This is a genomic window from Streptomyces sp. NPDC002730 (assembly GCF_042888805.1).
Lineage (GTDB): Bacteria > Actinomycetota > Actinomycetes > Streptomycetales > Streptomycetaceae > Streptomyces.
Genome location: NZ_JBIAQG010000009.1, coordinates 112969 through 137565 on the forward strand (window position 1 = coordinate 112969; position 24597 = coordinate 137565).

General features: G+C 71.7%; 15 protein-coding genes. 3 read left to right on the forward strand and 12 right to left on the reverse strand.

The features are described from left to right. Positions 1-4: 4 nt before the first annotated feature. From ACFYXH_RS23250 to ACFYXH_RS23275, 6 genes are all read right to left on the reverse strand, one after another. A complete protein-coding gene (locus tag ACFYXH_RS23250; RefSeq protein WP_389566057.1) occupies positions 5-724 on the reverse strand; it encodes a class I SAM-dependent methyltransferase in 720 nt (239 codons plus the stop codon). Then, entirely contained in the window at positions 721-2079 is a 1359-nt protein-coding gene (locus ACFYXH_RS23255) for a condensation protein (RefSeq protein ID WP_389566060.1), read from the reverse strand. Before ACFYXH_RS23255 ends, ACFYXH_RS23250 begins: the two co-directional genes overlap by 4 nt. Beyond that, positions 2076-6335: an alpha-(1->3)-arabinofuranosyltransferase family protein gene (locus ACFYXH_RS23260; RefSeq protein WP_389566063.1), complete on the reverse strand. Its 4260-nt coding sequence runs from the start codon at positions 6333-6335 to the stop codon at positions 2076-2078. Before ACFYXH_RS23260 ends, ACFYXH_RS23255 begins: the two co-directional genes overlap by 4 nt. 7 nt (positions 6336-6342) lie before the next feature. Further along, positions 6343-7113: a class I SAM-dependent methyltransferase gene (locus tag ACFYXH_RS23265; protein WP_389566065.1), complete on the reverse strand. Its 771-nt coding sequence runs from the start codon at positions 7111-7113 to the stop codon at positions 6343-6345. Then, positions 7110-8276 (reverse strand): glycosyltransferase family 4 protein, encoded by a 1167-nt coding sequence (locus tag ACFYXH_RS23270; protein WP_389566068.1) that lies wholly within the window; start codon positions 8274-8276, stop codon positions 7110-7112. Before ACFYXH_RS23270 ends, ACFYXH_RS23265 begins: the two co-directional genes overlap by 4 nt. 176 nt (positions 8277-8452) lie before the next feature. Beyond that, on the reverse strand, positions 8453-9400 hold the full coding sequence (locus ACFYXH_RS23275; protein ID WP_389566070.1) for a DUF3068 domain-containing protein: 948 nt from the start codon (positions 9398-9400) through the stop codon (positions 8453-8455). Between the two features lie 165 nt (positions 9401-9565). Here ACFYXH_RS23275 and ACFYXH_RS23280 point away from each other — a divergent pair, with 165 nt between their 5' ends. Then, positions 9566-9730 carry a hypothetical protein gene (locus tag ACFYXH_RS23280; RefSeq protein WP_389566072.1) on the forward strand — a complete coding sequence of 55 codons (165 nt, stop codon included), beginning with the start codon at positions 9566-9568 and terminating at the stop codon, positions 9728-9730. A 25-nt stretch (positions 9731-9755) separates the two neighbouring features. Further along, positions 9756-10997, forward strand: a complete 1242-nt coding sequence (locus tag ACFYXH_RS23285) for a PucR family transcriptional regulator (protein ID WP_389566075.1) — start codon at positions 9756-9758, stop codon at positions 10995-10997. A 52-nt stretch (positions 10998-11049) separates the two neighbouring features. On the opposite strand, the gene ACFYXH_RS23290 is transcribed toward ACFYXH_RS23285, so the two are convergent. Beyond that, positions 11050-12384: a helix-turn-helix domain-containing protein gene (locus ACFYXH_RS23290; RefSeq protein ID WP_389566077.1), complete on the reverse strand. Its 1335-nt coding sequence runs from the start codon at positions 12382-12384 to the stop codon at positions 11050-11052. 138 nt (positions 12385-12522) lie between these two features. Here ACFYXH_RS23290 and ACFYXH_RS23295 point away from each other — a divergent pair, with 138 nt between their 5' ends. Then, on the forward strand, positions 12523-13875 hold the full coding sequence (locus tag ACFYXH_RS23295; RefSeq protein ID WP_389566080.1) for a M64 family metallopeptidase: 1353 nt from the start codon (positions 12523-12525) through the stop codon (positions 13873-13875). A gap of 146 nt (positions 13876-14021) precedes the next feature. Here the strand turns inward: ACFYXH_RS23295 and ACFYXH_RS23300 are convergent, their stop codons facing one another. Genes ACFYXH_RS23300 through ACFYXH_RS23320 form a run of 5 tightly spaced genes read right to left on the reverse strand, consistent with a single transcriptional unit; the run spans position 14022 to position 24596 of the window. After that, on the reverse strand, positions 14022-15479 hold the full coding sequence (locus ACFYXH_RS23300) for a hypothetical protein (protein WP_389566083.1): 1458 nt from the start codon (positions 15477-15479) through the stop codon (positions 14022-14024). Continuing rightward, positions 15469-16857, reverse strand: a complete 1389-nt coding sequence (locus ACFYXH_RS23305) for a hypothetical protein (RefSeq protein ID WP_389566086.1) — start codon at positions 16855-16857, stop codon at positions 15469-15471. Before ACFYXH_RS23305 ends, ACFYXH_RS23300 begins: the two co-directional genes overlap by 11 nt. A 52-nt stretch (positions 16858-16909) precedes the next feature. Further along, entirely contained in the window at positions 16910-18313 is a 1404-nt protein-coding gene (locus ACFYXH_RS23310) for a hypothetical protein (RefSeq protein ID WP_389566089.1), read from the reverse strand. After that, positions 18313-21846 carry a hypothetical protein gene (locus tag ACFYXH_RS23315; RefSeq protein WP_389566091.1) on the reverse strand — a complete coding sequence of 1178 codons (3534 nt, stop codon included), beginning with the start codon at positions 21844-21846 and terminating at the stop codon, positions 18313-18315. Before ACFYXH_RS23315 ends, ACFYXH_RS23310 begins: the two co-directional genes overlap by 1 nt. Before the next feature lie 2 nt (positions 21847-21848). Continuing rightward, a complete protein-coding gene (locus tag ACFYXH_RS23320) occupies positions 21849-24596 on the reverse strand; it encodes a hypothetical protein (RefSeq protein ID WP_389566093.1) in 2748 nt (915 codons plus the stop codon). Between the last annotated feature and the right edge of the window lies 1 nt (position 24597).

Sequence of the window (24597 nt, forward strand, 5' to 3'; positions counted from 1 at the left end):
GGCCCTACACCCGCCTGGCGTGCACCAGGAGGATGGAGGCCAGGGATGGCGCGGCACAGGCGGCCCGGTCGACCGGGCGCAGGGGGCGCGGGACACCGTGGAAGGGCGCGCCGGTCAGGGTGACCACCTCGAAGCCCGCGGCGGTGAGGAATCCCCGCAGGGCGCGGGCGGTGAACAGGCGTAGATGGCCCACCACCTGGGATCCCGGGCGGCCGTGAATGCCGCGCAGGCTGACCTCCGAGAACACGGGCTGCACCCCCGCGGCCAGCAGCACCCGGTTGTACCAGGCGGCCAGGTTCGGAGTGGAGAGCATCAGATGGCCACCCGGTTTGAGGATGCGGCGCAGTTCGTCCATGGCGCTGTCGGGATCCACCAGATGCTCGATCACCTCGCTGAAGAGCACGGCGTCGGCACTCGCGTCGACCAACGGCAGCCCGCCCGACGTCAGTTCACCCCGCACGACATGGTTCATCCGGGTGGCGGCCCGGCGCAGCGCGTCCTGGGACCAGTCGATACCGACGATCCGGTGATCGCCGAGGAGCGGACCCGCGGTGGCCGCCGCGGAGCCGTCGCCGCAGCCGACGTCGACGACGAGGGAGGGCCCGGGGGGCAGCACTCGGGCCAGCATCACTGCCTGGCGCCGGCTGCGCTCATCTCCGGAGGCGACGGGGACGGCCGGGTTCTCGTAGAACTCGTGCAGTCCCGCGGGGAGAGTTCCCGTCATGACCCGTCACCTCCTGAATCGGCCGGCAGAGCCGCCATGACGGCCAGATACTCCGTGAAGAAGTCGCACAGCCGTTGTCCTGCCGCGTCGTCGAGGAGAGCGCGCGACCAGCGCAGCGCCACATGCAGCCGTCCTCCCGTGCTGGCGGTGGTCACGGTCAGCCCGCGCGGCATCGCGGCAGGAGCCGAGAACCAGACGGCCTCCGCCCGGCCCGCCTCCGCGAAGTCCAGCGGGTACGGAATGCGCCCGATGTTGCTGAGCAGCGTCGTCGAGGTCCAGGGAGCGGCAGCCCGCCGAAGGCCTCGGGTCAGGGCGGCCCGCATCCCCACGGGCAGGGCGGGTGCGGTGAGGAGGGCTGCGGCGTGGCCGAGTTGGGGGCGGGGTGCAGACTTCAGGGCGCGGGTGCGTTCCGCGGTGCGGTGCAGCAGGGCGGCGAGAGCCTCGGGGCCGGGCTCCGGCGCGCACTCCTGCGCCCCGAATCCGACCTCTACGAGGCGGGTGCCGTTTCCGATCGGCATCTCGGCGCCGCGGGGCCGGTCGTCGACGGGCATGGTGATACGCATCGGGCGGGGCGGGGCGTCGTGCAGCCGGTTCCAGCGGGCGATCATCAGGCAGGTGGTGACGAGGAGCTGGTCGTTGACGGTGTAGCCGGCCCCGGCCGGTCGGCGCGGCACCGGCAGCTCGGCCAGCAGCAGTCCGTTTCCGCCGGCTGACCCCCGGGCATTGGTCGCCGGTGCGACACGGGCGGGCCGGGCCGGCCCGCCCGCGCGGCCGGGCGGCGGTGGCCCCGGCCGCCCCGTCGAGCCGACGGGATTGCGTACGGGGGAGGTCGGGGAGACGGCGGCGCCGCCGTACAACTCGGCGGCAGTGGCCAGCACACGCAGACACGCGGGCCCGTCCAGGGCGGTGTGGTTGAGCGTCAACAGCAGCACACAGGAACTGCCCGTCGACGACGGCCTCACCACCTCCAGCCGGACAGGTGGGGAAACGGACAGCGGCGGAGCCTCGGCCAGCGCTCTGGCCCTGGCCCGCTTCAGCGCACCGGGCCCCGGCTCCGGGAAGCGGACCGGATCCACGTCCGGGGTACCCGTCAGCTCCCATTCGTAGCGCCGCCGGTACCAGGGGCCGGGTGCCTCGCGCACCAGAATCCGCGGATGCCGGCGCAAGGCCTCGTCGAACGCGGCCCGAAGGCGCGCCGGATCCGGCTGCCGGGGCAGGTGCACCTCTATGTGTACGGTCTCGGGCTCCTCCTCGCGCAGGCAGTGCCGGGAGATCTCGTCGACGACCGGGAACGGAATCCGGTCCAGCGCGGGCTCGGGCGGCCGCCCGGGCCTGGCGGGTTGCAGGGCGGTCATCTCGGCGGAGCCTCCCTTGGGTTGAGCGCCGCGTTGCCGGGCGGTTCAGCGTGGGGCGCAGGGCCCGGAACGGGGCGCCCGGCAGGGCCGTTTGCGGACCGCACCCGTTGGGGCAGGGGCTGCGGGTCCGGTGCCGCGGAGGCAGGCGTCGCCCGTACTCGCCGGTCCACGGTGACCACGGCCGCGCACAGCGCGATGAGCGCCAGCAGTTGGGCCGCCGGGCCGAACGCGCCCCGGCCTGCGGAGACCGGATCGCCCGCCCCGGTCGCGGCCGCGATCCCGGCGCCGGCCATCGCCACCAGTGCGATCGGCACCAGCAGGGAGTGCCGCAGGCGGGCAACTACCGCCAGCGCGGGGACGATCAGCGCGAAGGGACCCGCCACGACCGCGACCACCAGGGTCAGCGCGACGCAGCCCAGAACCCATCCGGGCGCCGGTGGGGTCATCGCCACGGAGGCCGGGTTGCCGCCCCGGCGGCGTACCAGCGCGAGACCCGCCAGTAGCGCCACCGCCACCGCGCCGCCGATCATCCCGATGTCGTAGAGCAGCACGGGTTCGTACTCGAGCTCGACCGTGCCGCCCGCGCCTGCGGGGATCAGCCAGGCCTGCTGCCAGCCGTCGATCCGCAACGGGATCAGCTTCTTGCCATTCAGGGTGGCTTTCCAGCCGTCGTTGGCGTTCTCGTACATCTGGAGGTAGCCGGCCTCGCCCGCGCCGACGGTCACGGACCGCCGGTCGCCGCGCCAGTCGGCCACGGTCGCCTTCCGCTGTTTGCTCATGGCGGGCGGGCGGACCTCGCCGCGGGCCAGTGTGATGTCGGTGAGCGCGAGGGGACCTTCGTCGCCCGCCTCCACCTGGTGCAGTCCTCGGCCCAGCGGAAGAGTGCCCTCCGGTGCACGGCAGAGCGTGACCTCGACGGGCCGGCGCTCGGTCAGATCGCGCACCGTTCCCGACGCGCTCGTCGCGTGCAGCGTGCCGTCGACGGCGAGGGGCGGACCCTCGCCGCACGGCACGGAGAACCTCAAGCGCGAGTCCGGCGGCGGTGTGCGCAGGTCGGCGAGTGCCGGAATGTAGACCTCGCTGAGGCCGACCGGCAATTGCATCGGGTTGTCGGCGACGGGGTTGTGGACGGTCAGCGGCGCGGCCCGGCTGATAGTGATGTCGAGCCGGTCCGTGGTGATCGGCTCGAAGCGGGCCAGGCCGTTCTCGTCGACACCTGCCGTCACGGCGCCGTTCGGGGTGCTGATCAGTATCTGCTCGGGCCGGGTGGAGAGTCCGCCCGCGGCCGCGAGGACGATCTCGTCGATGGTCTTCCGGCCGGGCCAGCGGAGATGAATGACCGGCCGGTCGCCGGCGATCCATGCGGTGGTCAGGTCCTCGTCGACGAGATTGCGCGGGCTGAGGCCGTTCCCGAGCCGGCTGGTCGAGTCGGCGGTCGCCGTGATCCGCCGCCCCTGCCGCGGATCGGCGCCGGTGACGAGCCGGTCCAGCGCCTCGCCAGGCACCGGCAGCGCCTTGGCCGTGACGGCGAAGTCTCCGCCCCGGCCGACGCCGAACCGGCGGTGCAGGCCCTCCTCGGCCGAGACCGGCGAGAGACCGCCCGGGTCACTGCCGCGATGGAGCGAGAAGACCTCGGCCCGGGCCTCGTTGTCGTGCGCGTCGGTGGGAAGCCGGAGCAGCCGGGTGACCTGGACGCCGGGGACGGCGACCTCGCTGAAGCCCGCGCCGCCCAGTCCGGCCTTGGGGGACTGGGCCGCCAGGACGGTGATCTTCAGCCATTTGGCCTGCCCCGCGGGCGCCTTGACCGGCTGCGGGTTTCCGTTCGGTGCCAGCGGGCTCTCCTCGAAGCCCTGGTCGGTCTCGACCCGTACGAGTGTGGGGGCGGCCCGCATTCCGTCGCCGGGCAGCGGAGTGAGCTGCAGGGAGGCGGGAATGCCGGTGGGTGAGGAGAAGCCGATACGGAGCCACTGGCCTGCGGCGTTTCCGGCACTGCCCTCGGCCCACGCGGTCCCCGGGTTGCCGTCGAAGGCATTCACGGGGTCGTACTGCGGCAGATGGAACAGCCAGTTGCCGCTGCTGGATGCGGTCACCGAGGCGGCCCCCCGCAGGACGGCCGTCGTCTGATGCCCGGTGCCCTTCGTCGGCAGGATCTGCCGCGGCCGCTCGCCCGGGTCCTGCAGGCTCCCGGAGGGGTTCCGTTCGTTCGCGGTGTAGGTGTACGAGGTGTTGCTGTTGACCAGCCCGAAGCGGGTGTCGGCGCGGCGCAGCCCGTCCACGACGTACTGCGCCGCGGGTGTGCCGAGCCCGGGGTGGTTGTCCCCGGTGAGCACGGTGGGCCTGTTCCGCAGGCGCGGATCGGCGGACAGTTGCAGCAGCGCTTCGGGGCCGCCGCTGACCACGGCGGTGTCGGCGACCGCCTGGAGGTCGACCTGTCCTGGCCGCCGGGTGTTGCCGGTGGGCTCGTAGATCTCGACAGCCTGCATCCGCGGGAAGATGCCCTGGACCTGCAACGGTGTCCCGCTGGGGATCCGGCCGCCGGTGAGTACCGGGTTGAATCCGGCGACCCTCCGGTACCCGGAGGCTTCCAGGGTGCGTTTCACGGTGATCGGCGGGACGTATCCGATCTGGTCCGGGTCGAGATCGTTGCGTACGACGACGAAATGGAGACCGGCGCGTGACAAGTAGTCGCGCAGGCCCGGCACTTCACTGCCGCTCATGAGTGCCTGCTCCACCGCGTCCATGGCACGCCGCGAGCCGGGCGTACCGAAGGGCACGAAGTCGCGCTGCGCCCAGCGGGTGTCGGCGAGTACGTCGAAGGGCTGGTCGATGGGCGAGCCCCAGGTGTAGAGGCCGTGGGCGGTGGCGGGGACGACGAGAGCGCGGCTGTCGGGGGAGTTCTTCTCCAGCCAGTCGGCGGCCTTCGTCCACTGGCCGGGCAGCTTCTTGAAGGCGCCCGGCTGCAGGACCGTCCCGTTCACATACGGCCAGGCCAGGCCCGGCAGGACCAGAAGCGCGGCGATGAGGGGGGCGTGGCGCCGGGCGGGGAACGGCCGGGCCCCGTGGCTCGCGCTTGCCGTCGCCACCAGGTGCATCAGCCCGAAGGCGAGGGCGAGAGCGAGCCCGGGTTGGAACTTGTAGATGCTCCGGAAGGGCCGCAGCGGCCCGTTCAGCCAGTCCCGAACCGTGTCGTGGAAGGGGGCGCCGAGGGAACCGGCGTATCCGGCCAGGGCGATGAGGACGACAGCCAGCACGGTGAGCAGCAGCCAGCGGCGCTCGGGCAGATCGCGCCGGGCCAGGCCCGCGAGCCCCAGCGCGGCGGCGAGCGCCGAGCAGAGGATGGTGATCGTCGCGGTCGCCACGGTCCAGCCGGCGGGCAGCCAGGCTTCGCCGAAGTGGAGGTAGGCGACCCAGTTGCCGGCGCCGCGCAGCAGTTCGGTCGCCGACATCGTGCCGGTGGTGGTGTCGGCCTGTTCCACGTACGGCATGAAGTCGTCCCCGTAGACGCCGAGCAGCAGCAGTGGGACCACCCACCAGGCGGTGGCGAGCACCACGCCGGGAACCCACCAGGCGATCAGGGCACGCTTGCGAGGACCTGCCGGGCGGCTGAGCAGATAGAGCCCTACGGGCAGCAGTGCGGCGAGCGTCGATGCCGCGTTGACTCCGCCCATGAAGGGGATGAGCAACGCGGACGTGGCCGCGGCCACCCGTGGGGTGCGGGTCCCGGTGAGCGGCAGCAGTACCCACGGGAGCAGCGCGCCGGGGAGCGCGGCCGCCGATGTGGAGCCGACGACGATGGTGTAGGTGGGCCACAGCGCGTAGCCGACGGCGCCCAGCAGCCGGGTCCGTGCGCTGCCGATGACCAGGCGCTCGGCGAGCCGCAGGGCGCCCCAGAACGCGGTGGCCACGATCAGCGAGAGCCACAGCCGCTCGGCCAGCCACACCGGGATGTGCGCGAGGTCGGTGAGTGCGTAGTACGGGAGGGTCGGGAAGGCGTATCCCGCGTACTGGTTGGCGAGCCCGCCGAATCCGGCGCGGCTCTGCCACAGCTCCCCGAGGTCGCCGATGAACCTCCATGGGTCGGCGACCACTCCGAGCTTGGTCTCGAACGTCATCCTGCCCGGTGACACGGAGAGGAACGCGACGAGGACCGCAGCCCAGAAGGCCAGCAGCCACGATCTGCGGCGCGGCCCGCCGCCCGGCGGCGGGGGCGGCACGGTGGGCCGGGGCCGGCCGGGCCGGCTCGGGGGGAGGGTCAACGTCGTCTCAGCCACGGGTGGCTCGCAGTGGGCTGTCCATCGCTGCTGCCGTTTCTGTTCGGCGCCGGAGGATGAGGAGGAGGTTCCAGGTGGCGATCTCGCGCAGGCCCGGGACGCGGGTGACGGCCTGTGCGAGGAACGGCCAGTACCGCGAGCGGGCCGTTATGAGGGACACGTCGTCGCGGGCGCGTACCTGACGCAGGGTCGGACCGATGTGGATCACGAACAGGTTCTCGCCGAGGGCGTGCTTGGCGGGGCGCCCGGTCCGTCTCAGGTACCGGGCGCGGGCGCGGTCCGCGCCCAGGTAGTGCCAGGGTGCCCACTCGTGACCGCCCCAGGGGGAGAGCCAGTTGGTGAACGAGACGTAGATCAGCCCGCCCGGCCGGGTGACGCGGATCAGTTCGCTGAGGAAGGTCTGCGGGTCGGCGACGTGTTCCAGCACATTGGAGGAGAAGCAGATGTCGGCGACGCCGTCGGCCAGCGGCAGCAGATAGCCGTCGGCGACCACCGAGCCCGCGGGGAGGATGCCCCGTGCGCCCAGTTCCCGCAGGTCGGGCTCGAAGAGAAAGCTCTGTGCTCCGCGCCGCCGGAACTCCTCGGTGAAGTGGCCGCGTCCGCCGCCCACATCCACCACCAGCCGGTCGCGCAGGGGCATCTGCCGCTCGAGTTGGTCGGCCGCGTCATGGGCGAGCAGGGTGTAACACCGGTCCGGGTCGGACTGCTCGCCCATGAACGCCCGGAAGAGAGTGAGAGACCTGCGGATGGAGGGGTCCTTCACGGCCGGTCCATCCGCCGCGGCGCGGCCTCCGCGGCCGCCGCCCGGAACTGCCGGACCGTGGCGCCCCAGCGGAAGTGCGCCGCCCGCTGCCCGGCCGCCCGGCCGAGCGCCTCGCGCCGCTCGGGGCTGAGCGCCAGCGTGCACCAGGCCGCGGCGAACGAGCTCTCGCCGCGGGCCAGCACGCCGGTGACGCCGTCGTCGATCGAGTCTCTGAGTCCGGGCACGTCGAAGCCGATGGCTGGCGTGGACCGGGCCGCCGCCTCGGTCACCACCAGCCCCCAGCCCTCGACCAGCGAGGGGTGCAGCAACACCCAGGCCGCGCACAGCAGCCGGTGCTTCTCGGCCTCCGAGACCCGGCCGGTGAAGGTCACGCCGGGCCCGGCGAGAGCCTCGAGCCGGGCGCGTTCCGGCCCGTCACCGACGATGACGAGCCGGCCTCCGGTGACCGGTCTGACCCTCTCCCACAGACGCAGCAACAGCTCGATCCGCTTGTACTCGACGAGGCGTCCCACGGCGAGGAACAGCGGCTCTGCCGATCTGGGGGCGAGCGGGCCCGGATCCTCGACACCGTTGTGGACGAGCCGGATCCGCTCGCGCGGGACACCGAGGCCCTGGAGCGCGTCGGCCGTGGAAGGTGAGACGGCGACCAGCAGATTGCCGCTGTGGGCGCGGGTCAGTGCCCAGCGCTCGAGCCGTCTGCCGAGCCGGGCGGCGGGGCCGGGGAAACGCTCGGTCCAGATGTCGGTGTGGACATGGTTGACCAGGCAGAGCGTAGGTCCGCGGTGCCACAGCGGGGCGAGGTACGGCATGCCGTTGCACACCTCGACGAACAGGTCGCAGTCACCGACCTGCCGTTCGAAGGCGCGGCGGGCGCGCAGGAAGTGTCCGGCGTCCCCGCCGGCCGAGACCACGCGGTAGTCGCGGAAGGCGGCGGGACCGCCGCACAGGAGCGTGACCTGGTGGCCGTGGGCGGTGAGCCCGTCGGCGATACGGTCGATGAGCAGTTCGGAGCCGCCGGCGGCCGGGTTGCCGAGGTCGCGGCGGGCGAGGAAGACGATCCGGCGCGGATGCGGAGGAGGGCCGGAAGAAGGGTCGTGCTGCGGAGACTTCGGCCGGTGGTGGGGGAGTGGCGCGCGCAACATGGGGGGTACGTGCTGGGGCATTCGAGCTCCAACTCGCCTTGAGGTGCGGGACGGTGGGGGGCGTTGGGGGCACGAGCGGCCTGGGGCGGGGTGGGGTGGGGTTGGTAGTGTCCGCCCGGCTGTTCGATGCCGCTACTCACGGCGGTGACAAATTTGGCCTGCTGTGGAGCTGACGTTGCGTCACATTGTGCGCATTACTAGGGATTCGGGCGTTCCCTGCCGCGCGCGACGAGTACGACACCGGCGGCTGCCAGCACGAGCCCGGCCGCTCCTGCGCCGATCGGCGCGATGTCACCCAGCGCCCGCAGTCTGCCGCTGTCCGACTTCGCCAGCGCCACCATCTCGCGCTGGGTGTCCGGGGTGAACTCCAGCCCCGCGCTGTCCAGCAGGACCACCTTCGCCTCATCGGCACCGGGGGCGCGCAGTGTCTTGCGGGGAGCGATCCTCGCGTTCATGATGCGGCCGGTCCGCCGGTCGACGACGAGCTCGATGCCCTTGTTGGCGTACCACTCCTCGGCATGGACCTGGCTCCGCTTCGGCAGGCCGACCAGCCGCCCCGGCACCTGGCGGGTGCCGGTCCGCGTGTCCTTCACGGATCCGGTGAAGCGATAGCCCTCGTAGCCCGCGACCTTCTTGGTGCCCTTGAACTCCAACCGCACAGTGGCTCCGAGCGTGTTGTCCCACCAGAGGTAACCGCGCTTCTGCACGTCGAAGGGGAACTTGAGGTAGGCCTCGCCCTGATACTCCGGCGTCTCCCCGCAGCAGTGCACCGGAGCGTTGGTCCTGCGGTCGGTCACCCAGCGCTCCAGCGTCCACTGGTAGGACCTGCGCGGGTCGCGGAAGGCCAGCGTGTCCGGCGTGTCGATGGCTGTGGACACGTCCCACACCGCCCGCCCGCTGCGCTCGCTCGCGGCGACATCGCCCAGCACCCGCCGGGTGATGGTGATCGGTTTGTCCCGGACGGGTCTGACGTTGTTGGTGTCGAAATACTCGCCGGTGCCGGTGAACACCGTGGTGACATCGACATCGGTCGGGGTGCGTTCGGCGCGTGGTTCCACGTACCGGGCGAGCATCGGAGCCAGTACGAGCAGAAAGACGCCGACACCCAACAGGACCAGCGACAACGGCGAAGCGGTACGACGCATGGGGGGCACTCCCGGGCCGATGGTGGATTCAGGACGGTGCGCGTCTGTACGGGCCGGGACCGTAAGCGCCCTCTTGACGGGGTGTCAATGCCCCTCACAGACTGGGCAATCGCCGAGCCGGGGCCGTGGGGCGGGGTGCCTTCCGACCGAAAGGCTCGCTGGACCATGCACAGACTCACCGCTGCCGTGCTGACCGCCATGGCCGCCGCCGTCCTCGCCATGGGGGCTGCCTTCGGCATCGTTGCCGCCCTGAACGCCACGCCCGAGCAGCCCAATGTGCCCCTCGTCTCGTTCGAGACGGGTCGGCCGACAGCATCCCCGCAGCCGTAGCCGACCAGCAGCGAGGGAGGAAGCCATGCTCGTGCGCACGGCCTGGCGGGACGTTCCCCGCCTGCGGGCACGTAGATTCGCAGCCCTGGCCATGGCCGAGGTGCCCGCACTCGCCCAGGTCATCCTGGTGGAGATCCGCAAGGAGTTCCCCGGCCTGCCGCTCGTCGTCGACGACTCGGGTGAGCCCATGGCGCTGATCGGCATCCGCAGGGCGTTGGAGGACTTCGTGGACCACCTCGTGGTGGAGGAGGGCCGGCCGTACGGGCGTCAGCTGGAGGTCTTCCAGGAGTTCGGCCGCGGCGAAGTGCTGCACGGCCGCAGCCTGGACTCGCTCCAGGCCATCTACCGGCTCGGCGTGCGGCTCGCGTGGCGTCGCCTCGCCGAGATCGGTCAGCAGGTCGAGATCCCGCCGCCCGCCATGTACGAGCTGGTGGAGTCGGGATTCGAGTATCTCGACGGGCTCGTCGCACAGTCCGTACGCGGCTACGTCGAGGCCGCCGCTCGCCAGGCCGGCGAACGGCTGCGGCTGCAGCAGCGGTTGATCAGCCTGCTGCTCAGTGAGCACCGCACCAAGCCCGCCGATGCCCTCGCCGAGTATGCCGAGCGCATCGGCTGGCCACTGCCCGAACAGGTCGCCGTCGGAGTACTGCTGCGACCGGCCCCGGAGTCCGTCGCCCCGGCCGTGGGGCAGGACGTGCTGCTGGACATGGAGTACGAGCAGCCGCGCATGGTCGTCCCCGAGCCGGACGCGGCAGGCCGGCCGGAACTGCTGGAGCGCGCGATGACGGGCTGGTCCGGCGCGATGGGACCGCCGGTTCCGCTCGCCGAGGCGGCCAAATCGCTGCACTGGGCCTGCGCCGCCGTACGCCTGATGGAACGCGGGCTGCTCCCGGCCGGCCAGGTCCTGCAGTGCACGGAGCACACCGAGGCGCTGGTCCTGCTGCCGCCCGAGGAACTGATCGAGGACCTGGCCCGTCGCTGCCTGGCGCCGCTCGACCAGTGCGCCCCGGCACACAGCCGACGACTGGTCGAGACGCTGCTCGCCTGGCTGGAGACACGTGGCGGCGCCCCCGAGGTCGCGGCACGACTCGGCGTCCATCCGCAGACCGTGCGCTACCGATTACGCCAGATCCGCGCACTGCTGGGCGACGAGGTGGACGATCCGGACCGGCGCTTCAAGCTGGAGCTGGTGTTACGCGCCCGCCGCCTGCGCGATGCGGGGGTGGCCCGTTACGCGCGTGAACCCCTGGAGGGCGGCGGAGGGTGACGTGGAGCAGGAGTTGCGGGTGCATACGAGCGGTCGTGGACTGCACTCGGCGCTACGGGATTGTCGGAGCCGCCGGGGCCGGTCCCAGGGTTGTCGTGCCGGGGGCTGCCCGGTGGCCCAGTCCCGTGCGGTACGCGTCCAGAGCGGCTTCGGTGCGGCCGCTGCGGCGCAGTAGGTCGCCCAGCAGACGGCACAGGTCGGCCAGGTCACCGCTGGCCCCGCTGCGCTCCAGCAGGGCCAGCGCCAGGACGTAGTGCTCCTCGGCGGCCTCGGCCTCCCCCCGCTCCTCGGCGATCAGCCCGAGCAGCCGGTGCGCGCCGCCCGCGTGCACCGCGCCGTGCTGGTCGCCGAGTTCCAGTAGCGCCGAGAGCAGGCCGGCCGCCTCGTCGTGCCGCCCGAGCCGCCGCAGTACATCGGCCAGCTCCACCTCCACCTGGGCGGTGTAGAGCACAGCACGCTTGGCGGCCAGCATGTCCCGGGCGGTGCGCAGCTCCTTTTCGGCCAAGTCGAGTTCGCCGTTCTGCGCCTGGACGTAGCCGCGCATCCAGTGGCAGTGCGCGAGATCCGTCCGCAGCCTCAGCTGCCGGTAGATCGTCTGGGCCTTGGCGAGCGAGGCGTCGGCGTCGGCCGTGCGTCCTTCGGCGAGGAACGTACGGGCCACCTGCCGGTGCATGCTCGCCACCAGTGCCGGGTCGTTGACCTGCGGCGCCAGGGCCAGGGCGAGTTCGGCGGCGTGCGCGGCGCGGGCGTGGGCGCCCATGTCGATGTATGGGCCGATGACAGCGGCGTACAGCAGTACCAGCGCCTCGGGATCGGCCAGTCCGCTTGCGCCCAGCTCGGCGATGGTGGACTCGAGGAGATAGCAGGCGTAGCGCAGCTCCCCGGCCAGGAGGTGCGCGATGGCGCGGCCCCGGATCGCGCGGGCGCGACGGGGCAGCGGTTCACCGGCCAGGAGCCGCTCCGCCGCCTCGAAGTGACGTCCTGCGTTGGCCAGTTCACCGGTTTCCAGCGCGCAGTCCCCGAGTCCGAGCAGCGCCTCGGCCTGCTCGGGAGCGAGGTCGAGGTGTTCCGCGTCGGTGAGGAGACGACGGTAGCTGACGGCAGCCTCGTCGGCGGAGCCGGTGGCGAGCTGCTGCTGGGCGTCGGTGAGGGCGAGCCGCAGCTCGGTGGCCAGATGTGCGGGGCGTCCCGTGGCCAGCTCCTCGAACGACGTGCCGAGCCGCTCCGCGAGGAAGCGCAGCGCGGTCTCGGAGGGCCGGACCTTGCCGGACTCCAGTGTCGAGATGTACGCGGGGGTGTATGAGGGATCAGCCAACTGCCGCTGTGTCAGGCCGCGTTGGTTACGCAGTCGCTGCACCCGGCGGCCGATTTCGACCGGTTCGTCCATGGGGACCCCCTGGTTCTCGAACTCCCCAGTATTCAGGGGCAGTAGGGATTGCGCACGTCCTGCACTCCCGCCTAGTTTAAGCACGTCGTTCATTGCGTTTACTCAGCTACTTAACTTCCGCATCAGGGGGAGGATTTCATGCGTTCAGCACGGCGCAGAGTTATGGCGGCGGTCGGCGTGGCCGCGGCCCTCGCGGCCGTACTGGCCGCCGCACCCGGCAGCGCGGCCGCGGATCCGGAGCCGCCCGGCAGGGCCGGGGTGGAGGTCGAGATACCCGGGCCGGAACGCGGCACAGCCGCCGGATCCGGCCACACGCGCGTACCGGCCGACGGCCGCAGCCGGCCCGCGCCCCGGCTCTCGGCGGCCGAGGAAGCCGCCGACGGCGAGGTCACCAAGCTGGTGGACAACGGCTCCACCGCCGACCGGCTGGACATCGTCATCGTCGGGGACGGCTATACCGCCGCAGAGCTGGGCCAGTTCCACACCGACGCCAAGGAGAAATGGGCCGAGGTCGCGGCCGTCGAGCCGTACACGACGTACCAGGGCCTCTTCAATGTCTGGGCGGTCGATGCCGTGTCGAACCAGTCCGGCGTCTCGGGCGACCCAAGTCCGTCCGTCGTCCGGGACACCGCCCTGGGCTCGTATTTCTGGTGCGACGACATCGAGCGACTGCTGTGCATCGACCAGGACAAGGTCGACGGGTACGTGGCGAAAGCGCCGGAGGCCGACTTGGTGCTCGTTCTCGCCAACAGCGCCAAATACGGTGGCGCGGGCTACAACGAGCCGAGCGCGACCCTCGGCTACGAGGGCATCTCGACCGCCTCGGCGGGCAACGAGAAGTCCGGCCAGGTCGCCATCCACGAGACCGGCCACTCGCTGGGCAAGCTCGCCGACGAGTACTCCTACGCCGGCTACCCGGGCTACGAGGAGTACACGGGCCCCGAGCCCGACGAAGCCAATATCTCCACACTGGCCGCCGGGGACATGGCCGGGCAGCGAGCCAAGTGGCACCGCTGGCTCGGCGAGGAGTCGCCCGACGGCGGCACGGTCGGCACATACGAGGGCGGGGGCTACTTCGTCACGGGGCTGTACCGGCCCACCGACAACTCCCTGATGCGTTCTCTCGGCAAGCCCTTCAACCTGCCCGGTGTCGAGGCGATGATCGCCGGCTTCTACCGCCATGCGCGGATCGTCACCGCGGTCACCCCCACCGATCGCACCCTCCGGCTGGGAGACACCGCGAAGGCCGCCGTACCCCGGCTGACGGGTGCGGACGGGCGTCAGCTCAGGATCCGCTGGTATCTGGACGGCAGGGAGTTGAAGCCCTTCGCGGGCCGTACTCAGGTGCGGGTGTCGGACCTGGCCCTAAGGCTGCTCGACCTGCGCACGCACAAGTTGTCGATCACCGCCGAGGACCGTACGCCTTCGGCGCGAGACCCGAAAATCGCCGGAACGCTGAAGTCCACCACCAGCTGGAAGATCCGGCTCTGACGCCACCCGGCCCGAGCGGTCCGACGCGGACTCCCGGGCAGCGGTTGCCGGATGCCGCTGCCCGGACGTCGCGTTGTCCCGGCCGTGATGGGAAGTGCTCGGTGTGAGCCGCCGCCGTTCATGGCAGTACGCGTGCGGGCCCGGCGTCACGCGTGACCGTCGCCGGTGGCGGACCGCGTCGAGCCACCGGTCGTAGAGGTGCGGCGGGCCTCCCCGAAATCCCACAGACAAACAGCCGACCGGTCGCCCCCGGCCGACCTCACCCGAACGTTCACATCGGAGAAAAACGCCGTCAGAAACGGCCGGCGGTCTGCCCAGCGCTCCGCGAACCAGTCACCGAGATCCTCGCGGAGCAGCAGCTCCGCCATGGGCGCGCTGCACACCGCCAGCAGGTCACCCGGCCGGGTATCGAACCGGGCCCAGCGCAGCTCCGGCGCGGCGCTGGGAAGCCGCGCCTCCCGCGCACCGGTGAAAACCTCGCCCCAGGCGCCTTCTCGCAGCCGCAGTACGGAGCAGTCGCCGACACCGAAAGCCACATGCTCACGCAGCTGATGATCGCCCAGGCGGGACAGCAGTCCGGTGAGCGCGACCTCGACCTCTGCGTCCCCGGCCGCGCCGGTGCTGCCGGGACCGGCGCTCGCGCCGCCCGTCTCGTTGCGCGCCACCAGACGCACCGAGCGAGCCACACCCTGGACGGCGGTGCGCAGCAGGCCCCCCAGCTCACTGTCATCGCCCGGGACATGCGTGGTGGCGTAGGCACCCTGATACAGCTCGGCGCCGAGCCGCTCGCCGTAGTGGCCGAGCTGCGCGGCGAGGCTCCGGCAGGCCCGCTCCGCGGCCGAGCGCGACCACAGCCCGCGCGGGGCACCCGCGGCCACCACGCTGAGCAGCGTCGGAGAGGGAATCTCCTCCACCAGCCCCAGCAGGATCGCGTCCCGCCGGTGCTCACCGTCGTCGCGCTGCCGGTCGCCCCGAACGGAGGCCGCCCGGACGATCAGCGGACCGAGGTCTGCACCGTCGATGGTGCTGTCGGCCGCGGAATCCCTGCCCAGCGGCAGTCGGCTCGGTACGGCGGGGGAGAGCGCCGGCCCGCCGGGCGGGTCGGGGGCCTCGGCCGCCTCCTGCGTGCGGTTCCGGGCAGCGGCGGCCGCCAGCGCCTCGGCGAGCCGGGCAGCCACTCCCAACTCGACCTTCGCTTCGAAGGCGGCGGTCAGTCGCGCCTCCACCTGCGCCTCCACCTGCGCCTCCAGCGCGGCGGCCACTCTCGCCTCCACCTCTGCCTCCAGCGCGGCAGCCAGTCGCACTTCCACCGCCGCCGCGAGGGCAGCCTCCACGCCGCCCTCCACCTCGGCGAGCCGCGACCGCAGAACACCGTTGTCCGCGAGCGCCTGCTCCCGCTCTCCACGGAGCCGGGTGAGCTGGACCTCGTACGCCCCGCGGGTCCGCTCCAGTTCCGCCGCGACCAGCTCCCTCGGTGGCACCAGTACCGGTGTTACGGCGCGGCGCGATCCGCGGCGGACCCGTGCGGCCAGTACGCCGCACAGGGCGAGGGACGCGAACAGCAGGGCGAGCAACGCGACCAGACCGAGCGGTTCAATCTCCACGCGGCCGACCTCCGTTCGTGGCCAGCCGCCGCACGGCTCGCTCCGCGAGCGCGGAGGCGGCGAAGGCTTCGAGACGGTCCCAGAGTTCGCGTCCGTCGCGTTCCCGGAGCGATTCCGCTCCCGGGAGCGATTCCCTGGGCGGAGGCGACTCCGCAGGGTCGGCCGTGGACCGCTCATGACGTTCCGTCAAGTCGAGGCAGCCGAGCCGGATGTCCCGGCACGCGGCCCGCAGCCGCTGCACGGTCAGGCCGGGAACCTGGCGAGGGGCCTCGCCGATCAGCGGGCGCAGGACGAATTCGCTCAGCGCCGCCAGACCTGAGGCAGCCCAGTCCGCCTCCGCCTGCCGCACGGCGTACCCGGGCCGCCGAACCGTCCCGTCGAGCAGCCGCGCCGCCAGTCCGGCCTCCGGCAAGGCCAATGCGTACACCGGCAGCCCTTCGGCCGCGGGCCCCACGGTCCGGCCGCCGCGCCCGCGCAACCAGCTGCCCAGATCCGCCATGCCATGCCTCCCGCGCAACCCGGCCACGGTCGCCACCAGCACGACCGGCGGCGGGTGCGGCGCCCGCCGGACCTGTTCCAACAGTCCCCCGAGCACTCCGACCGCGGGCGAGGGCTTCGCGTCCGCACCGAGCTCGTCGGCCGGCAGCACGGCGAGAACGAGGTGCGCGGCGTGCAGCACTTCCAGGGCCTGTCGGCGCAGCGCGCGCCCGGTCACGGGTCCGGCCCTGTCCGGCGCTACGACAGGTAGATCGACGACCTCTGTGCACAGGCTGTCCCGGCCCCTTTCGCCCGGAGTCGGCCAGGGCAGGAGAGAGGCGCGGAACGGCGCGCGGATCACCGCCGGTGCGGACAGCGCCGATGCCACCGCGGCATCCAGGACCGCCGATAGGGGACCGGCCGCGGTGAGGTCCTGGCAGCGGCGCCAGGTACGGGCGACCGCTTCGGTGCCCGCGCAGCCCGGGCGGAAGAAGGAGCCGGCGGTGGCCTCGGACGCACGGACGCGGAGCCAGGCCGCCGTGCCGGGCGAGGCGCGCAGTGCCTCGCCCAGCAGCTTTGGCCGGGAGGCCAGCAGCCGGGCCAGACGGTCGAGCGCCGCCGACTGGGCGGGTGCCAAGCGGAGTTCGGGGCGGTCGACGGCGGTGTGGAGCACGGAGACCGGAAGGAGGTCCGTGTCGAAGGGCGGATCGGCGATGCGCAGCCCGGCCAGCAGCGGAACCAGCCCAGGGCCGGGGCCGGTACGGGGCACCACCACCCGGAGCGGAACCCGCCTCGCGTCACCGTCCTGTGCACCGAGCATCGCCACATCGGCCGCGAGCTGTGGGGACAGTCCGGCGGCACGTCCCACCCCGGACGCGGCGAGCAATGCGCTCGCGCGCACCCACCATGGGCCGCTCCACGTGGGGCGATGGGTCCCCGCCGTCCTCGCCATGTCACAGCCCGCCGGGGTTCGGCGGATCGGGGCGCCAGACCACCCTGCCCGGGAACTCCGTCCCCTGTCCGCCGCGTCGGCGCAGTGGGGTCTGGAGCACCCAGTGCATCAACTGCTCGTCCCGTGTTCTGTCGCCCCCCACATTGTTCCTGGTGAAGGCGCCGAGCTCGGACTCGTGCCAGGTGCGGGTGTCGTCGAAGACCAACTCGTGGCCCGCCTTCTCGGCCAGCGGCTTGAGGATGCACGACACCTCCCTGCGCCACCACCACCACCAGCTGTCGGGGGCGGCCGCCGGTTCGTGGTGCAGTCCGCCCAGTACGAGGTCGAGTTGCAGGGCGGGGCCCAACTGTGTCGAGGGGGTCCAGTCGGCCCCTCCGCTCAGTGCGTTGGCAGCGGTCTTCAAGCTGCTCACCAGCACGTTCCGGTACCGGTTCTGCTTTTCGTGCCACAGGGCGGCAGGAGCGCCGTCCGGGTCGAGGACAGCTCGCAGCTCCGGGTCGAGCTCCACCAGCCGCAGCGCCTGTGCTGCCCGCGCGGCCCAGTGGAGCCGCGGGTCGTGGAAGTCCCCGGCCCCGGCGTCCCCGATGCCGAGACCGTCGCGGACGTCCGAGGGCGCCTGGGCGGCTGCCCTTCTCAGCGCCCCCACGGTGGTGAAGGCGCGCGGCAGGACAACTCCGTTGTGCAGAGCGCCGAGCGCGGGAACGGGGTGGTCGTCCGGCGCGCCGGACGACGCGGCACTGTCGATGCCGAGGCACTCGCGTGCGGCCCTGGCCAACTTGTCCCGCCAGGTGGCGACGTCTTTCTTGGGCAGGCGCAGCAGGGCGATATGCAGCGACTCCCAGGATCCGGCTATGTCCTTCCCGGTGACGGGCCCGGGCGGACGGCGCCGCCAACTGCCGACGTACATGCCGTGGTCCGTGTGCAGTTCATCGCCCAACTCGACCAGGCGGGTGGCACATTGGGCTTCCCGGTCGAAGACAGGATCGGGATCGGGCGGCGTTGCGGTCATGTCCTGGGACTCGGTCCCGGTACCGGTGTCCGTACCCTCCTCGCCCGTCCGCCGGGCCGCCCCGGTGCGGTTGTCCGCCTCGTCGGCCGGCTCGGGTCCGCCCGTGACCGGCGGCCTTCCGGCGGCCCGGATCGCGAGACCGAGGGCCTTGTAGGCGTCCAGTACGCGGGAGACCACCTCGTCGGAGTCACCGGCGTACCGTTCGTGATCCGGCGTCATCTCTTCCTTCAGCGTCTGCGCGCAGCGGCGCAGAGCGTAAAGCAATGTGTCGCGGCTCGCCGAGGGGCCCGCTCTGAAGGTGTCGGCCACGGCGTCGGCGAACGTGGCCCAGTGGTCGGTGGCGGTGCTGGTGGCGGTGCTGGTGGCGGTGCTGTTGGCGGTGCTGGTGGCGGGCATCAGTGGCTCCCGTTCGTGGGGTCCCAGTGCTTGTTGAAGTTGCTGACACCGCGGTTCATCGGCCGGTGCAGTACCCGGCCGGGACGCTGCTCGACCTGCCGCAGGGTCTCCGCGGGCAGATAGGGGACGGCGCCCCGGTGCACGCGGAGCCGGCCGTGGGCGTCCAACGTCGCCGAGTGCTCGCCCTGGCCCGGGGCCGGGAGCCGGCCAAGGTACTCGGGTTCGCCGCTGCCGTCGCGCAGCAGATAGAAGTGGTAGTTACCCCGGACCGGCAGCGCGTCGAGCACCGCCACCCGTCCCGGAACCGGTGGCTCCTCGGAATCGGTGGTGTCGTGGAAGAGCTCGCCCAGATACGTCTCACCAGCGCCCGTACCCGAACGTGTTGCTGTATCCGGACCGGCGGCCCGCGGAGTCGGGAACACCTCGACCAGGTCCGGTGCGCCCACGTCCGGCGCGCCCAGCGACACGCAGATGCTCCCGGGCAGTGACCACTGGCCGAGCGAGGCGTTGAAGGCCAGACCCGGCAGTGCGTCGTTCAGTTCCAGGGGCTGACCGGTGACCAGCAGATGCGGTGTGCCGTTGCAGAGCAGAATGTAGGAGAACAGCCGGTGGTCCATCTCCAGCTGGTAGTTGACGCCGTTGCCGTCCATCCTCCGCCAGGCCTCGCCCAGCGGCTCCTTCATCGACTCCGCGTCGGCGGCCAGGAACAGATTGAAACTGCCCCACTGGATCGAGTCCTTCGACGAGACGGCCCGATACAGCAGCACCAGGTCGCTCAGCGGCTGCCAGTCCGTACGGACACCTCTGGTGCCCCGCGCGTCCAGCTCGATGAAGGGAGTACCGGCGCGGAGCACCGGAAGCACCCTGGCCTCGCCGGTCACCGGGCCGAAATCGCTTGGCAGCGCGGAGAAGAGCCCCTGGGTCCTGATGTCGAGATCGCTCAGCCGGATCACCGCGTCCGTGGCCCGCAGCCGAGTCCGCTGTCCGCCCAGCACGCCCGCGAGGGCATGGGTGGAATGGGCCCAGGCCGCGCCGAGCGAGGTCGCCTGTTTGGCGATGAAGCCCTTCTCGACCGCGAGGGCGGTGGGGTTCCAGCCCAGCCGCACCTGGGAGTCGGCGTCGACCTTGGTGAGTACGTCGATGACGTTCTCCCGCACCTGCTCCAGCGCGCTGCTGCGGCCGGAGAGCACCACCTGGTCGAGGGCAGGCACCGGATGCGGATCCAGGCCCTTGGCGACGCGTTTCGCGTTCTCCTCGTGGATCCGGGTGAAGACCGTGCGTACGAGGTCGCCGCCCATCTCCGCGGCTCGGCTCAGTACCGGCTGCAGCAGCTTTCGGAAGTCGGCGGGGTCGAGCCGGACCTCCTTCGCCTGGCCGAGCCCGTGCGAGCAGGCGTCGAGAATCGCCTGGACATGATCGGTCCTGATCGTCCCGGCAGTGGCTGAACCCCCGCCCCCGCCGCCGTCCACACCTTTGCCCAGCTTGCGTTTCTGCAGCTCGGCCTGTTGCCAGAGGAGAGTGAAACGGCGCCGTCGCCGGTCGCGCTCCGCCTCGTCGCGGACATTTTCCCAGCGCGTCGGAAGGTACTCGTCGAGTGTGCGGTGGACGTCCGGGGCGACGATGACGTTCAGCATCTCGGCGGCCTGGTCGGCGATCCGGGTGGCGAGGGTACGGGTCACGGATTCACCGTTCACGCCGGTACCGGTTGCCGCGCCGGGGCTGCTGCCACCGGAGCGCAACTGGTCGACGAGGCAGGCCTTGATCCAGTAGAAGACCTGAAGAGTCAGCAGATCGCCGCCGAGCTGGCCGTGCCCGGTCGAGCCCAGCAGCTGCGGTTCGAGCCGGTAGTCGCGGCCGGAGACGAACTCCTCCTCCTTCGTCAGCTCCGGCGTCTGGTCCACCATTGCCAGCCGCAGCAGCGCGATGTCCGTCGTGCCGCCGCCGATGTCGATGGCCAGCAGAATGCGATGCCAGGTCGGCGGGTCGTCGCTGACATGCCGCGACCGGGAACGCAGGGCCTCCAGACCGAGGTTCTGGTTGTCGGACAGCTCCCGCATCACGAAGAAGAGACTGGCGGCCAGCCCCTCGTCGTAGTCCATCACCACTTGCGGGATGCCGAGTCCGGTGCGTACGAGCGTCTCCAGCCGGAGCTTGATCTCCGGCAGGATGCTCGTCGGGTAGGTGATGACGGCGGTGCGCAGCCGTGGCTCCGACCGGTCCCCCTCGCGGCGGGTGAGTTCCTCCGCCCGTTCCACCAGCCGCAGATACATGTGCTGGGCAAGATGGACGGCGCTCATGTCGGTGCCGCCGACAGGGCGCGGCGGATGCTCCAGGAGGGCGCGCTTGATACCGGTGATGGCGTCGTCGGAGTTCTCTCCACACAGCTCGAAGCGCCGGTCCTGCGGCAGCGGAGCGACGCCGGGCTCGGCCTCGGCCGGCCTCGGCAGTTCGACCAGGGCGCTCGCCGGGGCATGGGTGCGTTTGCCGGTGACGTCCGCATAGTCCACGGGCCGCAGCTTGTGGCGGTCCAGCGCGGGGGTGCTCATGACGCGGGCGTAACCGTCGTAGAGGCGCGACACCAGCCAGTCCCGCAGCGCCGGCCGGCTGTCCTGATGCAGGCTCTGCTCCACCTTCACCATCAGGGCGTCGACGACATCGGCGTCGTTCAGCCGCGCGAGCGCCTCCCGCCCGGTGATCCGCTGTCCGCCCCGGCGACCCAGTACGAGTCGGCTGGACATGATCGCCTCCACCACCTTGCGCCACTCGCTGGGAGCGTCGGCAGGAGGCTCCAGCAACTCTCTCAGCAGCGCGGCGAGGGCCGCCGTCTGATCGGGGTCGACCAGCCGGTGGGTGATGTTGCCCAGGTCCCAGAGCGTCGCCGTGGATGCGGTCGAGCCCAGATCGACGACGACGAACTGCTGGAAGTGGTCGCCCGCCGGCTGCGGGGTCCGCAGTGCCAGGAACTCGCCGTCGTCCGCGGGTTCGAAGCCGGAGGCGAACCCGGAGGCTGTTTCCGCCGCCGGTGGCTGCTCACCAGGCGGCGCGAACTCCACGGTGACGCTGCCGGGCGCGGTGTAGTTGCCCGACGGGCCGGTGTAGTCGACGGACCAGTGCACATCGACCCGGAGCTGCCTCTCGGGGAACGGAGCGCCCGGTGGTGCCGTACGAGGATCGCCGTACACCAGGCTGACGGGCAGCCGGGTGTTCGCGGAGAGGACTCGGAGTCCGTCCACGCTGACGACGGTGTACTCCTGCGGGACCCACACGGTCTCCAGGGCGTGCGCGAGTTGCGCCGGCATGGGCTCCCCGGGTTCGGCGCGGACCTCGACGCGGGGCGGCAGATGGACGGTGAGGTAGCCGAAGTTGCCGGGCTCGCGCTCAACCAGCACTTCGGGAAGGGCGAAGCCGTCCTGATCGGCGTAGACGCGGAAGTGCCGCCGGCCGAGCGCCACCACGCCGGGGTGGGGCGTGGTGCCGGGTTCGGTGCCGGCACGAGGCGGGACACGGAAGGAGATCTCCAGTGCGCTGCTCATGGTCAGTCGACGCTCCAGGTCCTGATGAGGTGGTCGATCGGCTGCTCGACGTACTCGCGGTACTCGTCGGCGCCGCCGTCGCCGTCCGGTGAGCCGCCGGGTGGCCGGCCGGCCGGCCCGCCGAAGAGGCCGTCGCCCGGCGGGTCCTGACGGGGCGGCACGACATCGCTCTCCTTGAGAAGGGCCGCAGATGCCTGGTCGTACACCGGGATGAGCTGCTCGGTGACCACACCGAGCAGTTCCTCCAGATGGTCCGTGACCGTCCGGGCCGCGGCTACCGCCGTGTGCTGGCGCAGTTCAACCACCCGCAGCGGGTGCCGTTCCCGCTCCTCGATGTGCTCCTCGAGGTCCCGCATCAGGTGGTGCCAGGCGAGTGCGTGGTGCGGCCGGGCGGGGAAACGGCTTTCCAGCTCGCTCCTGTCCCACTCCCGGTGGTCGAGCCTCGGCATGATCTTTCCGACCGTCTTCTCGGGGTCGAGACAGGTCCAGAGATGCCCCAGCTGCCGGCGGGCCTTCGCCGATCCACCGCGCCGCCGGGAGTAGAGCTCGATCAGCAGCGAGCGCGTACCGGGTTCGGCGAACCACTCGCGCAGCGCGGCGAACTCCTGCTGCCAGTGGGTGGCCCAGTCCTGGCACCACTCACGCAGCCCGTCGTTGCCGTTCCTGCTCCATTCCTGGACCGTCTGCCGGAAGTTCTCGACGAAGATGCCGGATGAGTCCTCTGCCGGGTCCGCGTCCCCGAGGATGTCGTCCGGGGCGTCGGAGCCCGCGTCCGCGGAATCGAAGTAGTCCTCCCAGATGGTCGTATCGGCCGCGGGTGGCCTGCTCTTGGTGACCAGATGCTGCTGGTCCCGGTCGGCGCGCTCCAGCAGCTGGTGCCACTGTGTCCACTGGAAGACGTCCTGGTGCACGGCGGCGGCCGTGGCCGCCAGACCCGGCGGCCGGGCCAGGGTCCCCGCGTCCCCGGCCTCGCCGTACTCCGGTGCCTCGCCGCCGTCCTCGGCAAGCGGGTCGGGGCTGTGCAGCGCGTGCAGGGCGGGGCGCACCCGCTTGTCCAGCAGGTAGCGCAGCTCGGCGAACATCTCCGTGATCTCCCGGTACGCGGCGTTCTCGCCTGCCGCGGAGCGATGTATCTGGCGCTGGAGCGTGAGCAGCGCCGCGTTCAGCTTCCGCCGTGAGCGCTCGGCGCGTTCCAGCTTCTGCGCCACGCCGTTCTTCCGTACGTGCTCCTCGATCAGCGTGCGCAGATGGCCGACGCCGCCGTCCTCGTCGTACGCGCGCAGCCGTGGCGTCCAGGCATTGGCGGGCTCGGTGGCCTCCAGGCGGGCCGCGATCGGCTCCCATGGGCGTTCGCCGGGCGGCGGAAGCTTGCCGATGGCGGCGCGGACGCGGTCGCGGGTGTGGTCGGAGAGGTTGGTGTACGACAGCTCGTAGCGGCGGATCGCGGGGATCGCCGAGGTCACGACGATGCCGTCCTGGCGTCCCCGGACGAACTTGCTGCCGTAGACATGGATTCCGTTGAGCTCGTCCGCGTGCCGCAGCAGCTGGGGCAGCGGCAGTTCGGAGCCCGGGAGGGCGGCGAGGGACGGAAGGTGCGTCCGGTCGAAGATGTTGGAGGCGACCAACGCGGCCTGGCCCAGGGCCTCCGGGGTGCGGCCGTCCTCCAGGAGCATGTCCCAGAATTCGGAGGCTCCCTTGGACTGCGGGCGGGCGGAGAGAAGGACCAGCAGGATCGTGTGCACGTCGACGAGCGCACGTCGGCTCAGCGACTTGTCCCTGCCGTACGAGCCCGCCGCTCCGATGCCGGGGAAGTCCAGGAACCGCAGCCGGTGTTCGGTCAGCAGACCGCCCAGGGCCCAGTGGTCGGGGGAGACCGTGACCTCCTGGACCACCCGCTCGATCAGCGGGAAGCTGCGGCTGAGCGCATCGCCCACTTCGCTGCGGACGTTCTCGCGGTTGAACGGCTGGATGGTGAGCTTGGGTGGTGTGGGAGGAGTTACCTTCTCGGCCGGGAGCTTCAGGGCCTCGTTGACGATCCGCCGTTTGACGGAGACGCTCTGCCCGAGAACGCTCAGCTCTCCCTGCTGACTGAGCAGCGCGTCCCTGATCCGGCACAGCTCGACCACGGTGTCCCGGTGGGTGTCGTCGATGACCTCGGGCGGCACCGGGCGGGTTCCCGCGCCCGGTGGGGCAGGCCACAGACACGGGTACCAGCTGTCGAAGGGCGCCCAGCCACGCGGATCGGCCACCGGGTCGTATCCGGCGAGGGCGGTGCCCGCGCCCAACTCCGGATGCCTCTTGTCCAGTTTGGTGATCAGACTGGAGAGGATGTCCTGTACGCAGCGGCTGAGCTGCGCCTCGCTCAGATAGCGGATCTCGGTGTCCTCTGCCGCCCGGGTGGGGCTGCCGGGCTCGCCCGCGGTCAGCGACAGCACGGTGATGTTGCCGGTGGTGGGGCGTTCCTCGGCCGGCAGCAGATCGGGGCAGCCCAAGAGGGTGCCGAGCAGCAGGGACTTGCCCACGCTGTACTCCCCGACGACGCCGATGGTGACGGGGGAGATGGCCCGGTCCAGCAGCTCCTGGGCGGCTTCCCGGACCCGGTCCCGGCCGGCGTGGCACTCCGGGGTGTCGGGTATCTCCTGGTCCCGGAGCATGGCCTGGGCGTCCTCGGCATACCGCTGCAGATCGGCGAGAGCGGTGGGCGAGGACGCGTGGGAACCTGTGGCGGCTGATGCGGATGAGTGGGGCACG

Coding starts and splice junctions, on each gene's coding strand:
- ACFYXH_RS23250 (WP_389566057.1), bottom strand. CDS start 724: ATGACGGGAACTCTCCCCGCGGGACTGCACGAGTTCTACGAGAACCCG.
- ACFYXH_RS23255 (WP_389566060.1), bottom strand. CDS start 2,079: ATGACCGCCCTGCAACCCGCCAGGCCCGGGCGGCCGCCCGAGCCCGCG.
- ACFYXH_RS23270 (WP_389566068.1), bottom strand. CDS start 8,276: ATGCCCCAGCACGTACCCCCCATGTTGCGCGCGCCACTCCCCCACCAC.
- ACFYXH_RS23275 (WP_389566070.1), bottom strand. CDS start 9,400: ATGCGTCGTACCGCTTCGCCGTTGTCGCTGGTCCTGTTGGGTGTCGGC.
- ACFYXH_RS23280 (WP_389566072.1), top strand. CDS start 9,566: ATGCACAGACTCACCGCTGCCGTGCTGACCGCCATGGCCGCCGCCGTC.
- ACFYXH_RS23285 (WP_389566075.1), top strand. CDS start 9,756: ATGCTCGTGCGCACGGCCTGGCGGGACGTTCCCCGCCTGCGGGCACGT.
- ACFYXH_RS23290 (WP_389566077.1), bottom strand. CDS start 12,384: ATGGACGAACCGGTCGAAATCGGCCGCCGGGTGCAGCGACTGCGTAAC.
- ACFYXH_RS23295 (WP_389566080.1), top strand. CDS start 12,523: ATGCGTTCAGCACGGCGCAGAGTTATGGCGGCGGTCGGCGTGGCCGCG.
- ACFYXH_RS23310 (WP_389566089.1), bottom strand. CDS start 18,313: ATGCCCGCCACCAGCACCGCCAACAGCACCGCCACCAGCACCGCCACC.
- ACFYXH_RS23315 (WP_389566091.1), bottom strand. CDS start 21,846: ATGAGCAGCGCACTGGAGATCTCCTTCCGTGTCCCGCCTCGTGCCGGC.